Origin of the sequence: Arthrobacter sunyaminii (assembly GCF_018866305.1) — a bacterium.
Lineage (GTDB): Bacteria > Actinomycetota > Actinomycetes > Actinomycetales > Micrococcaceae > Arthrobacter_B > Arthrobacter_B sunyaminii.
In genome coordinates this window covers 3088104-3100624 of record NZ_CP076456.1, presented here as the reverse complement: position 1 = coordinate 3100624, position 12521 = coordinate 3088104, and the positions used below count along the sequence as shown (strand labels likewise).

12 protein-coding genes and 1 pseudogene are annotated in these 12521 nt (G+C 66.3%); 10 read left to right on the top strand and 3 right to left on the bottom strand.

Annotated elements, in window-relative coordinates; all coding sequences use genetic code 11:
* Positions 1-44 precede the first annotated feature (44 nt).
* The 3 genes from KG104_RS13940 to ychF all read left to right on the top strand — a co-directional run bounded on the left by KG104_RS13940 (position 45) and on the right by ychF (position 3134).
* Positions 45-860 (top strand): hypothetical protein, encoded by an 816-nt coding sequence (locus tag KG104_RS13940; RefSeq protein ID WP_207347927.1) that lies wholly within the window; start codon positions 45-47, stop codon positions 858-860.
* An 86-nt stretch (positions 861-946) separates the two neighbouring features.
* Positions 947-2026, top strand: a complete 1080-nt coding sequence (locus KG104_RS13935) for a 4-hydroxy-3-methylbut-2-enyl diphosphate reductase (protein WP_207347928.1) — start codon at positions 947-949, stop codon at positions 2024-2026.
* A 22-nt stretch (positions 2027-2048) separates the two neighbouring features.
* Positions 2049-3134: a redox-regulated ATPase YchF gene (gene ychF, locus KG104_RS13930; protein ID WP_104160466.1), complete on the top strand. Its 1086-nt coding sequence runs from the start codon at positions 2049-2051 to the stop codon at positions 3132-3134.
* 189 nt (positions 3135-3323) lie between these two features.
* Here ychF and KG104_RS13925 read toward each other — a convergent pair whose 3' ends face one another.
* Positions 3324-3968, bottom strand: coding sequence for an NAD(P)-dependent oxidoreductase (locus KG104_RS13925; protein WP_207347929.1), 645 nt, complete (start codon positions 3966-3968; stop codon positions 3324-3326).
* 264 nt (positions 3969-4232) lie between these two features.
* Between KG104_RS13925 and KG104_RS13920 the strand changes: the two genes are divergently transcribed.
* The 4 genes from KG104_RS13920 to KG104_RS18160 all read left to right on the top strand — a co-directional run bounded on the left by KG104_RS13920 (position 4233) and on the right by KG104_RS18160 (position 7396).
* The gene (locus tag KG104_RS13920) at positions 4233-4586 is read left to right on the top strand and encodes a DUF1801 domain-containing protein (RefSeq protein WP_237687147.1); all 354 of its coding nucleotides are present in this window, start codon (positions 4233-4235) and stop codon (positions 4584-4586) included.
* A gap of 102 nt (positions 4587-4688) precedes the next feature.
* A complete protein-coding gene (locus tag KG104_RS13915) occupies positions 4689-5237 on the top strand; it encodes a GNAT family N-acetyltransferase (RefSeq protein WP_207347931.1) in 549 nt (182 codons plus the stop codon).
* A gap of 46 nt (positions 5238-5283) precedes the next feature.
* Positions 5284-5841, top strand: coding sequence for a dihydrofolate reductase family protein (locus KG104_RS13910; protein WP_207347932.1), 558 nt, complete (start codon positions 5284-5286; stop codon positions 5839-5841).
* A gap of 64 nt (positions 5842-5905) precedes the next feature.
* Complete coding sequence (locus KG104_RS18160; RefSeq protein WP_237687148.1) at positions 5906-7396, top strand: MGDG synthase family glycosyltransferase; 1491 nt, start codon at positions 5906-5908, stop codon at positions 7394-7396.
* Between the two features lie 16 nt (positions 7397-7412).
* On the opposite strand, the pseudogene KG104_RS13905 reads toward KG104_RS18160, so the two are convergent.
* A pseudogene (locus tag KG104_RS13905) lies at positions 7413-9344 on the bottom strand (beta-glucosidase); the annotation flags it as partial.
* Between the two features lie 264 nt (positions 9345-9608).
* Entirely contained in the window at positions 9609-10181 is a 573-nt protein-coding gene (locus KG104_RS13900) for a TetR/AcrR family transcriptional regulator (protein ID WP_207347934.1), read from the bottom strand.
* Between the two features lie 89 nt (positions 10182-10270).
* Here KG104_RS13900 and KG104_RS13895 point away from each other — a divergent pair, with 89 nt between their 5' ends.
* The 3 genes from KG104_RS13895 (at position 10271) to KG104_RS13885 (ending at position 12436) form a co-directional block, all read left to right on the top strand.
* Positions 10271-11281: a hypothetical protein gene (locus KG104_RS13895; protein WP_207347935.1), complete on the top strand. Its 1011-nt coding sequence runs from the start codon at positions 10271-10273 to the stop codon at positions 11279-11281.
* A 163-nt stretch (positions 11282-11444) separates the two neighbouring features.
* On the top strand, positions 11445-11972 hold the full coding sequence (locus KG104_RS13890) for a GNAT family N-acetyltransferase (protein ID WP_104160477.1): 528 nt from the start codon (positions 11445-11447) through the stop codon (positions 11970-11972).
* The gene (locus KG104_RS13885; protein ID WP_207347936.1) at positions 11969-12436 is read left to right on the top strand and encodes an NUDIX hydrolase; all 468 of its coding nucleotides are present in this window, start codon (positions 11969-11971) and stop codon (positions 12434-12436) included. Before KG104_RS13890 ends, KG104_RS13885 begins: the two co-directional genes overlap by 4 nt.
* The last annotated feature ends 85 nt before the right edge of the window (positions 12437-12521 follow it).

Genomic DNA, 12521 nt, shown 5'->3' with positions numbered 1-12521 from the left:
CCGCCCACAACGCGGGTTCCGCAACCAGAGTGAGGAAACACCCGATGCGAACATTCGGCTCGGCCATCTTGGGTTTTGCCGCCGTCCTGCTGGCAGCTGCCGCCCTGTGTTCGGCCTGGCTGGCCGAAAACGTGGTGTCTGAAGACGGATTTGTTGCCCTGGGCCAGCCGCTGGGCACCAACGAGGCCTTCCAGCAGGACCTCGCCGAGGAGCTGGGGGCACAGGTGACGGACAGTGTCCAGCTGCCCGACGCCGTCGCCTCCTTTGTGCAGCCGCTGATCACCAGCGCGGTGCAGGGAGTGCAGTCGCTGCCCGGCTATCCGCAGGCCTGGGACGAGACGCTGCAGCGCTCGCACGCCCAAACGTTCGACGGCGGCGGCGGAGTCACGCTGGATGTCGCCCCGGTGGTGGGCCTGGTGGCGAACGAGCTCGGCAGCGCCGCCGGGACGGATGTGCAGGCACCGGAACAGTCGCTGCTGGAGCTGGGCGGGGTGGATCAGCGTTCGGACATCGAGTTCGCAGCCAACGCCGCCAAGGCGTGGCCTTTTCTGGCTCTGGGCTCGGGCATAGCAGCGGTGCTGGCCCTGCTGGTGGCTCGGAGCAGGGGAGCGGCACTGGCCTGGATGGGAGGAGGGGCACTGCTGGCCGGGGGTGCGCTGTGGTTTGCCGCCGGGTCCCTTCCTTCGCTCGCCGCACGTCCCGCCTACAGCAGCGCCCTGGCGGAGACTTTTGCCGCAGCGTTCGCCGCGGAAGCAGGACCCAGCCTGCAGGCATGGACGCTTCCCTTCATGGTGGGTGCGGCTGTGCTGCTGGTGCTGGGACTGCTGGTGCGTGCCGTCGGCGGTTCCGGGCGGCGCTGAGTGCTCTGATCCGGGAGCAGTGCGCCGACAGCGGACGGAACGCCGTCGCGCGCGTTCGGTGCCGGTCCACCCGATAGCATGGAGGCATGACCAGCACTGCCGTTTCCGTGCCTATGCCCACCGTTCCGCGCAGGCGCCGCAGCCCGCAGGAGGTATCCGCCGCCGCTCCCGTCTCCGGCGCCCGCCGCGTCCTGCTGGCCGCACCGCGCGGCTACTGCGCCGGCGTCGACCGCGCAGTGATTGCCGTGGAGAAGGCGCTGGAAGCCTATGGCCCGCCCGTCTACGTCCGCAAGCAGATTGTGCACAACCTCCACGTGGTCCAGACACTGGAGGAGAAGGGTGCCATCTTCGTCGATGAAACCGACGAGGTCCCGGAAGGCGCCCGCCTGATCTTCTCCGCACACGGCGTCTCTCCCGCCGTCGTACAGTCCGCGAAGGACCGGAACCTGCAGACCATCGACGCCACCTGCCCGCTGGTGACCAAGGTCCACAAGGAAGCGGTGCGTTTTGCGCGCGACGACTTTGACATTCTGCTGATCGGACACGCCGGCCACGAGGAAGTTGAAGGCACCTATGGCGAGGCACCCGAGCACACGCAGATCGTCAACGGTCCCGAAGACGTGGACAAGGTTGTGGTCCGTGATCCGGACAAGGTCATCTGGCTGTCCCAGACGACACTGAGCGTGGATGAAGCCATGCACACGGTGAACCTGCTGCGCAAGCGGTTCCCCACGCTGCAGGATCCGCCCAGCGACGACATTTGCTACGCCACTTCCAACCGGCAGGCTGCGATCAAGAAGATCGCTCCCGAAGCGGATCTGGTGCTGGTGGTAGGTTCCGCGAACTCCTCCAACTCCGTGCGGCTGGTGGAAGTTGCGCTGGAATACGGCGCCAAGGCCTCGCACCGCGTGGACTTCGCCAACGAGATTGATGAGACCTGGTTCGAGGGCGTGGCCACTGTTGGTGTGACCTCCGGCGCATCCGTGCCGGAAAACCTGGTCCAGGACGTCCTGCACCTGCTGGCCGAGTACGGCTACGGCGACGTAGAGGAAGTGGTCACTGCGCAGGAGGACATCATTTTCTCCCTGCCCAAGGAGATCCGTGCCACGCTGAAGGCGATGGGGGATACCTCGCGCGGTCTGGGCGGGCGGCGCGCCGGAGCCTGACGGGCACCGGTATGATGGCAACGTGGCTCTTACTATTGGCATCGTCGGCCTGCCCAACGTCGGCAAATCAACCCTGTTCAATGCGCTGACCCGCAACAACGTTCTGGCGGCGAACTATCCGTTCGCGACCATCGAACCGAATGTCGGCGTCGTGTCCCTTCCGGATCCGCGCCTGGCCAAGCTGGCCGAGATTCACGGTTCCGCGCGCATCCTTCCGGCAACCGTGTCCTTTGTGGACATTGCCGGCATCGTGAAGGGCGCGTCGGAAGGTGAAGGGCTGGGCAACCAGTTCCTCGCCAACATCCGTGAAGCCGAGGCTATTGCCCAGGTCATCCGCGTGTTCGATGACCCCGATGTCATCCACGTGGACGGCAAGGTGGATCCGCGCTCCGACATGGAGACCATCAACACCGAACTGATCCTGGCCGACCTGCAGACGCTGGAAAAGGCGATTCCGCGGGTCGAGAAGGAAGTCAAGATCAAGAAGCGCGAGCCCGCGCAGCTGGCTGCCATGCAGGCCGCGCAGGCCGTGCTGGAGCGCGGCGACACCATCTTCTCTTCCGTGGAGAAGGACAAGCTGGAGATGGAGCACCTGCGGGAGCTGAGCCTGCTCACCGCCAAGCCCTTCATCTACGTGTTCAACGTCGACGACGCCGTGCTTGGCAACCCGGAGCGCCAGGAGGAACTGCGCGCCCTGGTGGCCCCGGCGGACGCCATCTTCCTTGATGCCAAGCTCGAAGCCGATCTGGTGGAGCTGGACGAAGAAGAAGCCCGCGAAATGCTGGAGATGAGCGGCCAGGAAGAGTCCGGCCTGGACAAGCTGGCCCGCGTCGGCTTCCACACCCTGGGCCTGCAGACCTACCTGACGGCCGGTCCCAAGGAAACCCGTGCGTGGACCATCCGCAAGGGTGACACCGCGCCCCAGGCTGCCGGTGTCATCCACACCGACTTCCAGCGAGGCTTCATCAAGGCCGAGGTTGTGTCCTTCGATGACCTAGTGGAAGCCGGTTCCATGGCCGAGGCCAAGTCGCGCGGCAAGGTCCGCATTGAAGGTAAGGAATACGTCATGGCCGACGGCGACGTGGTGGAGTTCCGCTTCAACGTCTAGGTTCTTCGCCTGAATCAGTAGAAATGCCGCCCCCGTTACGTTTCGGGGGCGGCATTTTCTTATGTATTAGCGGAAAAGAGCACAGGGATGCCACGCCCCGATCCGAGGGTTCATAGGTGGCACAGAGAGACATGGCAGACTGGCCCGAAGTGGATACAACGTACGGTTCTGCGGTGCTGGACGTACGCCTTAGTGCCCGACGGTGAACCTCTGACGCGGATGGGCGTGGTTCTCGATCTCGTCGACGAAGGCAAGCGCGAAGTCGGTACCGGAAACTTCCGAGGAGCCGTCATCTTTGGTCACCAGGATGTCGCCGCCCGTCCGGTAGGCGCCGGTGCTCTCGCCCGGAGCGAAGACACCGAAGAGCGCTGCCGGGCTGACATAGAACCAGTCGAGGTCCTCGGGTGCCTGCCGCAGCGCCTCGAGAACTTCGGCGTGCGCCAGAGCTTCGGGCTTCCAGTCATCGAGGAAGTCCGGTGTGTCGACCAGCCGCGGACCACCTTCCGCGACCAGCGACGAGCCTGCCCCGCCAACGAAGGCGAGGCGCGCGCCGCTGCTGCGCACGGCTTCGATCAGCTGCGGCATGTACGTGGCAAGCGGAGCGCCGTCGACGTCGGCTCCGTGCACCGCCACAACGAGGACATCCGCGTCGGCGGCCGCCGCGGTGAGCACTTCCGGGGAAGCCAGAGATCCGGTGCGGTAGCCCACCCCGTCCAGCGGCTCCTCCGGTGCACTGCGGGTGTAGGAGATCACCTGGTGCCCGCGGGAAGCCGCCTCGCGGGCGATGTGTCCGCCGGCGTAGCCGGTTCCGCCGAAGATCACTACTCGTGCCATGTGCGTTCTCTCCTTGCAGTAGGGAGCCGGCAATTCCCCGGCGAAGATGCAACCAGCTGCCGAGTCCACGTATTCCCTCCCCGCACGGGGCAGAGTTATCCTGATGCCGGTGGCCCTGCCACCGAGGGCGCTTCCACGTGAAGACCACGTGAATCATCGCGGAGAGGACTGGCTCCCCAGGACACGTCCCGATGGAGTGCGGCGCACTGATGCGCCAGCTTCATTGCACCGATGCCGCGGCATCGGCTGTCGAAAGGACGCGAGATGTCATCGAAAGACGAAAAGAACCTGGGCCAGGTCGTGGACAAGATCGCTGGCATGGATGAGCCGCAGCGCGGGCTGATGCAGCGGGTGCATGACGTCATCATGGACGCGGCTCCGGGCCTCAAACCACGTATCTGGTACGGCATGCCCGCGTACGCCAGGTCTGCAGGCTCCCCGGCGCTGCTGACCCTGCGCAACGATGAACGCCTCAACCTGTCGGTCACCGAGAAGGCGCCGCTCCGCCCGGCCGGCGGGCCGGACGGCACGCTTATGCCTGCCGCCTGGTACTTCGAAACCATCGACGCCGATACGGAGAAGCGCGTCGCGGAGATCGTCCGCTCGGTTCTCGACTGAGCCCGGCTCCCGCCCTTCCCCGGCGGTGTCCGTACTGCACGGGACCGGCGTCGGCGGAGGGCGGGACCATGCCACAGACACACATATGGCAGGCTGGCAGCCATGAGCCTCTCAACTCCTACCCTGGACACTGCGCGCCTGGTCCTGCGGCCTTTCGTTGATACGGACGCGGACAGCCTCTTCGCACTGCAGAGTAACGCAGAAGTCCTGCGCTACTGGGACAGTCCGCCGTGGTCCAGTCCTTCACAGGCCACACACTTTCTGGATGGTTGCCGGAAGATGGCGGAGGAAGGCACCGGAGCGCGGCTGGCGATTACCAGGCAGACAGACGGGCTCTTCCTGGGCTGGTGCACCTTCAACAGCTGGAACCCCGCCTTCCGGAGTGCTTCCCTCGGCTATTGCCTGGCGAAAGAGGCCTGGGGGAGCGGCTACGCCGCTGAATCAGGACGCGCCGTGCTGCAGTGGGCCTTCGATACCCTGGACCTGAACCGGGTCCAGGGCGAAACGGACACACGCAACATCGCCTCCGCCCGGGTCCTGGAGAAGCTCGGCTTCCTGCGCGAGGGCGAACTGCGCGAGGACTGCATCGTCGACGGCGAGGTCTCCGATTCCTGGATATACGGTCTTCTGCGCCGCGATTGGACCGGCTGACTCCGCAAACGGTTGCGGGGGAGGGCCTGAGACCTAAAATCGCTCCATGGGCCTCCTGACTTTCAGCATCAACGTCACCCTGGACGGTTGTATCGACCACCAGGAGGGCATCGTCGACGACGAGACGCACACCCATTACACCCGGCTCCTGAACGATTCCGGCGCCATGCTCTGGGGGCGCACCACGTACGAAATGATGGAGAGCTACTGGCCGCCGGTCGCCCGCGGGGAGGCCGCAGCGCCGGCAGCGGTGCGCGACTGGGCCCGCACGCTGGAGGCCAAACCGAAGTACGTCGTGTCCTCAACCCGCAGCGACTTCCCATGGAACAACAGCCACCGGATCGAAGGTGACCTTCGCACCGCAGTGCAGGACCTCAAGGACCGGACCCCGGAGGGGGTGCTCCTCGGCAGCGGCAGGCTTGCGGCGGGACTTGACCGGCTGGACCTGATTGATGAATACAGGTTCCTGGTGCACCCCATGATCACCGGCCACGGTCCCACGCTCTACGAGGGACTTCTCGACAGCACACGCCGCCTCGAGCTGATCTCGGCGGAACCGATGAGCAACGGTGCAGTTTCCATGCATTACCGGCGGGCTGACTGAGACCCACAGCGCTGATGCTGCGCTGCCGTTCAGACGGCGATGCAGCCCCTGCTAGCCTCGCTTCATGCGCAAAACGCCGGGACGAACCCCCAAGACCGCTGCAGGGGAGCGCGTACTGATCTTGTCCGCAGGTGTGGGCGCCGGGCACAACAGTGCCGCAGCGGCGGTGCAGCAGGCGTGCGCCGCGCGTGCCGACGTCGCAGAGGTCCAGGTTCTGGACGTGCTGCAGGTCAGCAGCGTGCTCTACCGGGCACTGCTGAACAAGGGTTACTTCGTCCTGGTCGAGGGCTTGCCGTGGCTGATTGACTGGGGCTACGACATCAGTGACCGTCCCTTCCGGCGCCGGGGCCCCATAGACCCCTGGACACGGATGAACTCCGTTCCGGTCATTGATGCGATTAAGCGGTTCCGCCCGACCGCGATCGTGTGCACGCATTTCCTGCCCGCCCAGCTGCTGGCATCGCTGCTCCTTCGCGGCGTGACCAACGCGAGGACCGCCGTCGTAACGACGGACTATGACTTCCAGGGGCTGTCCCTTACCGGCGCGTTCCATGCGCTTTTCCTGGCCCGGGAGGAGGGGAGGGTGGAACTGATGGCGCTTGGCCTGCCTTCCGATCGGGTTGCGGCTCCGGGGATTCCCATCGCCACACAGCTGAAGGCCGCGCCCTCCCGCGATGCAACCGAGCCCCCGATGCTGCTGATCTCTGCGGGCGCGACCGGCGGTGACTACGCCGTTTCGGTCGTGCGGCAGACGCTGCACATGCGCTCGCCCTTCACGGCGACGGTTGTGTGCGGACGAAACGATGCCCTGCGGCAGCGTATCGAGCAGCTGGTGGCACCCGCCGGGAACCGCTACCGCGTGCTCGGCTTCACCACGGAGATGCCGCAGCTGCTGCGCCGCGCCGACCTGTTTGTGGGCAAGCCCGGCGGGCTGTCCGTGTCGGAGTGCATGGCTGCCGGCCTGCCCATGGTGATGGTGAACCCCATTCCGGGGCAGGAGGTCCGCAACGGCGACTACCTGTTGGAACAGGGGGCGGCGGTCCGCTGCAACACTTCAGCGACAATTGGCTGGAAGATCGACGAGGTGCTGCGCGAGCCTGGCCGCCTGCAGCAGATGCAGGCCGCGGCGCAGAGGACGGGCCGACCTGAAGCTGCGGCAGATGTGCTGTCCCGACTGCTGGACGGGCCGTCCCGTCCGCTGGTGATAACCCGCGCGGCGCAGAAGACAATCCTCTCCGCCAGTGAGGACCGCGTTGTGGCGACGGATCTGAGCGGACCATCCGCGCTGGTCCGGTTGATCGACTCGGCTACGGGCAGCACGGTCGCCCTGCTGCAGGCCCAGGAGCTGGAGGATTTGCAGAAGCGGTACGGGACCCCGGACGGGAGCCTGGTGCTGCGGCGCAGCCAAGCGTTCAGGTCGCTCAGGTGGGAGGAGCGGCGGCTGCTCCGCGCCATCCTGCGGGGGGATGACACGCTGGCCGTTCGTGTTGAGAGATCCCGTCCTCATCGGCCGGTTCCGCAGGGCGCCGCAATCGGACCGCGTCCGCCCAGCTGACCGGGCTGTGCTGGCCGGCGAGCAGGGCCCAGTCCCCGGCGCGGGGGGACCAGCACCGGGTGTCCGGATCGCGCTGCAGCGTAGGCCCGGCATCCAGGGCAACCCGCACCGTTGTCTCTGTGCCGGGCTGCAGCGTCACCTTGCGAAAGCCCAGGAGCTGAGCCACCGGCCTGCGGACTGACACGTCTGCGGCGTAGACCTGAACAACAGTGGACCCCCGGCGACCGCCGGTGTTCGTGACGAGCACGTCAGCCCAGCCGCCCGTGTCGTCGAAGCGATGCTCGAGAAGCCGGTGTTCGAACGTGGTGTAGCTCAAGCCGAACCCGAACGGGAACGCCGGCGCGTGTCCCTCGCCGTCGAGCCGGCGTTGACCCCACAAGTCGTCATAAACCACGGACTTCGCCGTGCGGTCAAAGGGCGGCAGATGCGCGGGGTCCGTGGGCAGCACAAACGGCAGCCGCCCGCCGGGGTCCGCAGCACCGGTCAGCACGTCCGCCAGCCCGCGGCCGCCCTCCATACCGCCGTACCAGGCGAGGACGAGTGCGGGCACCTGTTCCCGCCATTCCTCCGTGAGGATCGCGCTGCCGCCGATTAGTACGACGACGGTCCGCGGGTTCGCAGCCACGACGGCACGGATGAGGCGCACATCGGAGGGGCGCAGGTCGAGTGAGCTGCGGTCGCCGCCTCGGACGAATCGAGAGGCCAGATGCGCGAGACCGGTGACGACCCGACTGAGGGCACCCGAGCCGAAGGCCGGACCGAGCACGCCCACGTTAACGCCTCCGGTGACAACGGACTCGCCCTCGTCGTGCTGGTCCAGGCCGACGACGACGATCGCCGTGTCTGCGGCGGCTGCCAGCGCGGCCGCGGCGCGTTCGTTCCGTCCTGAGTCGGTCGTGATGCGCACCCGGGGGAGCGCCTCACGCAGCCCCTGCAGCACCGAAGCCGCGGAGGGAGGCCGGACGCGTGAGGAGCCGTGATCGCCCAGGTTTGCCCGGGCCGCTAGTCGTCCGATCACCGCAAGATGGGAAATGGCGGGCGCCAGCGGCAGGAGCGGTGTTTCGCCAAGAACTTCATTCTTCAGCAGCACGACCGATTCCGCGGCGACCCGGCGGGCAAGCGCCCGGTGGGCCGGGGAGGCGATGACGGCGGCGCCCGGCTCCGCCGTCTCCCGTGTTGCGGCGTGAAGCACGGTGGTGCGCAGGATGCGGCGCGCGGACTGCACTACAGTCGCGCGCGCCAGCTGACCGTTCCGCAGCGCTGCAGGCAAAGTACGGGCCCGGAGCAGCCGCAGCGGCATCTCCACATCCATCCCCGCCTGCAGGCTGGTGACGGCGTCGTGGGTGCCGAAAACCCAGTCGCTCGTCACGAATCCCCGGAAGCCCCACTCATCCCGCAGCACGTCGGTGAGCAGGGCGTGATTGACATCCATGTACTCGCCCCGCACCCGGTTGTAGGCACTCATCACGGAATCGGCACCGGCTTCCACAACGGCCTTGAAATGCGGCAGGTACACCTCGTGCAGGGAGTGCTCGTCGACGGACACATCGACCTCGAAGCGCTCGTCCTCCATCGAGTTCAGCGCGAAGTGCTTCACGCACGCCATCGCGTGCACGCGCACACCCCGGGTCATCGCCGATCCCATCCGGGCGGTGAGCACCGGATCCTCCCCGTAACACTCCTGCGCCCGGCCCCATGCGGGGTGGCGAAGCAGGTTCACACAGACGGAGGCGGAGTAGTTTGCTCCCCGCGCCCTGGTCTCCAGGCCCACCGCGAGCCCGACCCGTTCCTCCAGTGCCGGATCCCAGGTTGCGGCCCGCGACATGGTCACGGGGAAGGCCGTGGAGGCGCCGATGACGACGCCGCGGCCGCCGTCGCTGAACCGGACTCCCGGGATGCCCAGCCGCGGGACCGCCCCGGCCACGAACGGCCGCCGGCGCAGCAGCATCGGGATGAGCGGGAGCAGCAGCCCGGGGGAGTCGCCGTCGAGCAGCCCGAGAAGCTCCGTTGCCGTCATCTGGCTGATGAGCTGCTCGGCTGCCTCATCCGGATCGAGCGCGCCCTCCCGGACTGCGCGGACTGCCTCACCGTACGCGCTGGCCTCCGGAGCGATGTTCATGCACTGCATTCTCCACCCTGTGTCTGCGCGGCGCGGATTAGCCGCTCCATCCGGACCTAAACCCGGGGTGATTAGGCGACGGGGGCCCGTGGGTTAGGCCTGTTGGCCTCGGCTCCAGAGAAGATACGCCTCGGCCAGCTGGTCCGGCACGCCCGGGGCTGCTCCACGGATGGGGGCGACCTGTGGACGGGTGATCGTCGCGACCGCAACTATCACGTCCAGGGCAGAGAGGGCCTCCCTCACTGCACCGCGCCGCTTGAGCTCTGCAAGCACATCGTTGAGGGCATCTACTGCCGGCTGCTGAACCTGCGCCAGAGGTGTGGCTTCCAAATCCTGGACGGCCCCAGCCTGCAGCGCGAGCCCGTCCGTTAGCGCACCGAGTTCCATTGCCGTGAGGCTGGACAGCAGGTCCTTCCATGCCGCGGCCGGATCAGTGTTCAGCGTGCTCCGGGTCTGATCCACGGCGTGGATGATCTGTTCCACAATGTCCTGGACCACGGCGTGGACAAGGTCCCCGCGGGAGGGGAAGTTGCGGTACAGGGTGGCAATCCCCACCCCGCTTGCAGCGGCTACAGCCTCTAGTGCAACATCGCCGCCCCGCTCGGCAAACAGGTGCCTCGCATGGGTGATGATCGCTTCTCTTCGCTGCGCAGCGTCAGCTCTCATCCGCACTCCCTTCAAATTGACCTTCAGTCTAAACCGGAGGAATATCATCCGTAGAAGCGGAGGAAGTTCCTCCGAAAAGAAGAAGGATCATGACAACACAAACGCCGTCATCCGGCTCTCATCGAAAGCACGCGGCCGTTTGGGTCGGTTTAACCACCGGGCTTTCCGTCATCCTGCTGGCCCTCCTGATGCTGTTCATCTCGCCCTCGCTCCATTCCGGACCCCGTGATTTGGGTCTAGGTGTGGTGGGGCCGCAGGACCGGGCAGCGTCGGTCGCAGAAACCTTGGAGGACCAGTCACCGGGGGCCTTCGTGGTGCAGTCCTACGAGAATGCCGAGGACCTCGAGCAGGGCATCCGTAACCGGGAGATCGTTGGCGGATTCGACTTCACCGATCCGGATATGACCGTCTATGTGGCCAGCGCCGGCTCAACGGCCGTTTCCGGCACGGTCAGCAATGTCGGGGCCACCATGGCGGGCAGCATGGGACAGACGGCCGAGATTGTGGACGTGGTTCCGCTTCCCTCCGGAGACCCGACCGGCGTCGGCATCGGAGGCCTGGCTTTTCCGCTGGTGTTCGGTGGCATTGTGCCGGCCGTGGCATTCCGTTCCATGCTGTCCGGCCAGCGCTGGTGGATCTTCGCCGGCCTCACCGGTTTTTCGGTGGCGGGCGGGTTCGTGGTCGCGGCCGTATTGAAGTACCTCTTTGGCAGCATCGAGGGCCCCCTGGTCCCGGTTGCGGCAAGCGTTGCCCTTGGCATCGCAGCACTGGCCCTGCCCCTGGCCGGCCTCAATGAGTGTTTTGGCACCAAAGGGTTCACTATTGCGGCCATGTCCATGATGTTTGTGGGCAACCCCTTCGCCGGCATCTCGACGAGCGCCCAGTGGCTGCCCGCCGGGGTGGCCATGATTGGCCAGCTCCTGCCGCCCGGCGCTGCCGGCACCCTGGTCCGTTCCGTGGCGTACTTCGACGGCGTCGGCGGAGGCGCTGCGGCCCTGACCCTGGGCGCGTGGGTCTTGGCAGGGATCGTGCTGTGGTTCAGCGGCCCGCGCATCTCGGCTGCCAAGACCCGGAAAGAGGCAGCACCCGCCACGGTCTAAGCGCCTGTGCGGGCTGGAAGGGAAAGCCCCGCCTTTGGTGGGGCTTTCCCTTTTGCTGTTGGAACCACGGGTGCCGTTTCGGACCGTCCGTGCAGGGCACCCGTGCGTGCGCCGGACTGTGTCGCTGGCAAACGGACGACAGATGTCTTGGTAGACAGGACTCATGGGTGGCACTGGCGTAAAGCAGACCAATGGCAACTGGATTGCAGTCCGGGACGAGCCTGTGCCCGACGACGTCGCCCGGCTGCTGGCAACGGTCCCCGAGTGGTTTGGGCAGCCGGACTCAAATGCCGAATACATCGAGGCGGCAAGAACCAAGGAGACGTGGACCGCGCGCGACGCCGACGGGAGGGTTGTCGGGGTCACTCTCGTTGATCGCCACTTTCCCCACGTGGCGGAAATCCATCTCACAGTGGTCGGACGAGCAGCACACGGGCTCGGCGTTGGAACGGCGATGCTCGCGGCTATCGAGGCAGATGCCGTCGCCCGGGGTGTCCGCCTGCTGGAGGTCAAGACCCTCGGCCCCTCTCATCCGGATACCGGGTATGCGTGGACCCGTCACTTTTACGAGAGACGGGGTTTTCTTCCCCTGGAGGAAACGGACCTTTGGGGCGCGGACACGCCCTGCCTGATCATGGTGAAGCCGCTAACTCCGAGCGGGGCGGGCGCGCGAACGCCGGATATCGCATGACCGGCCATCTGCACCGGCGTTCCGTGCGGAAGGCCGTCGGCTATGTTGTCCACCGGGAGCGGCTGCTGGTGTTCACTCACAATCACGTGCCGATCGAGGCCGCCGGCGTGCAGGTCCCCGCCGGAACTATCGAGCCGGGTGAGGCACCCGAGGAAGCTGTGGTTCGCGAGGTACTCGAAGAGACCGGGATGCGAACGCGCGTCGTCCGTGCGCTCGGAGTGGACCGCTATGACGTGTGGCCCGCGAAACCGGAGATTCATGAACGGCACTTCTTCCAGCTCGAGCTTCTGGATGACACGCCGCCGCGTGAGCGCTGGATTGCTGGGGAAGAGCACCCGTCAGACGGCGGTGCAGCTCACACTTGGACGTGCTGGTGGGCGCCCCTGGAGAACGCCCATGTTCTCTGTGCGGGTTTCGGTGCCAGGCTGGGGGAGCTTGTTCTTGACGTGTCACATCCGCGGTGACGCAAGCTCCCGAGAGAGCGCTTACTAGCGGGCATCGAACCGGGAGTGCGCCTGGCTTGTCTTTGGATTGTCAGGACAAATGACG

What these genes read in the sequence shown, in the direction of transcription:
- KG104_RS13940 (WP_207347927.1), top strand. Translation starts at nt 45, where the DNA reads ATGCGAACATTCGGCTCGGCCATCTTGGGTTTTGCCGCCGTCCTGCTG.
- KG104_RS13935 (WP_207347928.1), top strand. Translation starts at nt 947, where the DNA reads ATGACCAGCACTGCCGTTTCCGTGCCTATGCCCACCGTTCCGCGCAGG.
- KG104_RS13925 (WP_207347929.1), bottom strand. Translation starts at nt 3,968, where the DNA reads ATGGCACGAGTAGTGATCTTCGGCGGAACCGGCTACGCCGGCGGACAC.
- KG104_RS13920 (WP_237687147.1), top strand. Translation starts at nt 4,233, where the DNA reads ATGTCATCGAAAGACGAAAAGAACCTGGGCCAGGTCGTGGACAAGATC.
- KG104_RS13915 (WP_207347931.1), top strand. Translation starts at nt 4,689, where the DNA reads ATGAGCCTCTCAACTCCTACCCTGGACACTGCGCGCCTGGTCCTGCGG.
- KG104_RS13910 (WP_207347932.1), top strand. Translation starts at nt 5,284, where the DNA reads ATGGGCCTCCTGACTTTCAGCATCAACGTCACCCTGGACGGTTGTATC.
- KG104_RS18160 (WP_237687148.1), top strand. Translation starts at nt 5,906, where the DNA reads ATGCGCAAAACGCCGGGACGAACCCCCAAGACCGCTGCAGGGGAGCGC.
- KG104_RS13900 (WP_207347934.1), bottom strand. Translation starts at nt 10,181, where the DNA reads ATGAGAGCTGACGCTGCGCAGCGAAGAGAAGCGATCATCACCCATGCG.
- KG104_RS13895 (WP_207347935.1), top strand. Translation starts at nt 10,271, where the DNA reads ATGACAACACAAACGCCGTCATCCGGCTCTCATCGAAAGCACGCGGCC.
- KG104_RS13890 (WP_104160477.1), top strand. Translation starts at nt 11,445, where the DNA reads ATGGGTGGCACTGGCGTAAAGCAGACCAATGGCAACTGGATTGCAGTC.
- KG104_RS13885 (WP_207347936.1), top strand. Translation starts at nt 11,969, where the DNA reads ATGACCGGCCATCTGCACCGGCGTTCCGTGCGGAAGGCCGTCGGCTAT.